4 tRNA genes are annotated in these 340 nt (G+C 52.4%); all 4 read left to right on the plus strand.

Annotated elements, in window-relative coordinates:
• Position 1: 1 nt before the first annotated feature.
• The 4 genes from FAY47_RS17480 to FAY47_RS17495 all read left to right on the plus strand — a co-directional run bounded on the left by FAY47_RS17480 (position 2) and on the right by FAY47_RS17495 (position 338).
• Positions 2 to 78: transfer RNA gene (locus FAY47_RS17480), tRNA-Asp, on the plus strand.
• Between the two features lie 12 nt (positions 79 to 90).
• Positions 91 to 165: transfer RNA gene (locus FAY47_RS17485), tRNA-Thr, on the plus strand.
• 14 nt (positions 166 to 179) lie between these two features.
• A tRNA-Glu gene (locus FAY47_RS17490) sits at positions 180 to 254 on the plus strand.
• A gap of 11 nt (positions 255 to 265) precedes the next feature.
• A tRNA-Val gene (locus tag FAY47_RS17495) sits at positions 266 to 338 on the plus strand.
• Positions 339 to 340 lie beyond the last annotated feature (2 nt).

The following is a 340-nucleotide window of genomic DNA, read 5'->3' on the forward strand; positions in this document are numbered from 1 at the left end:
CGGCTCAGTAGCTCAGTTGGTTAGAGTGCCAGCCTGTCACGCTGGAAGTCGAGGGTTCGAGTCCCTTCTGAGTCGCCATTTTACTTATATGCTGGCATGGCTCAACGGTAGAGCAGCTGACTTGTAATCAGCAGGTTGTAGGTTCGATTCCTATTGCCAGCTCCATCAAAATTTTATATGGCTCCTTGGTCAAGCGGTTAAGACACCACCCTTTCACGGTGGTAACAGGGGTTCGATTCCCCTAGGAGTCACCATTTTTTACTTTGGGCGCATAGCTCAGCTGGGAGAGCACCTGCCTTACAAGCAGGGGGTCACAGGTTCGAGCCCTGTTGTGCCCACC

It is taken from the genome of Clostridium sp. HBUAS56017 (genome assembly GCF_007115085.1).
Lineage (GTDB): Bacteria > Bacillota > Clostridia > Clostridiales > Clostridiaceae > Clostridium > Clostridium cibarium.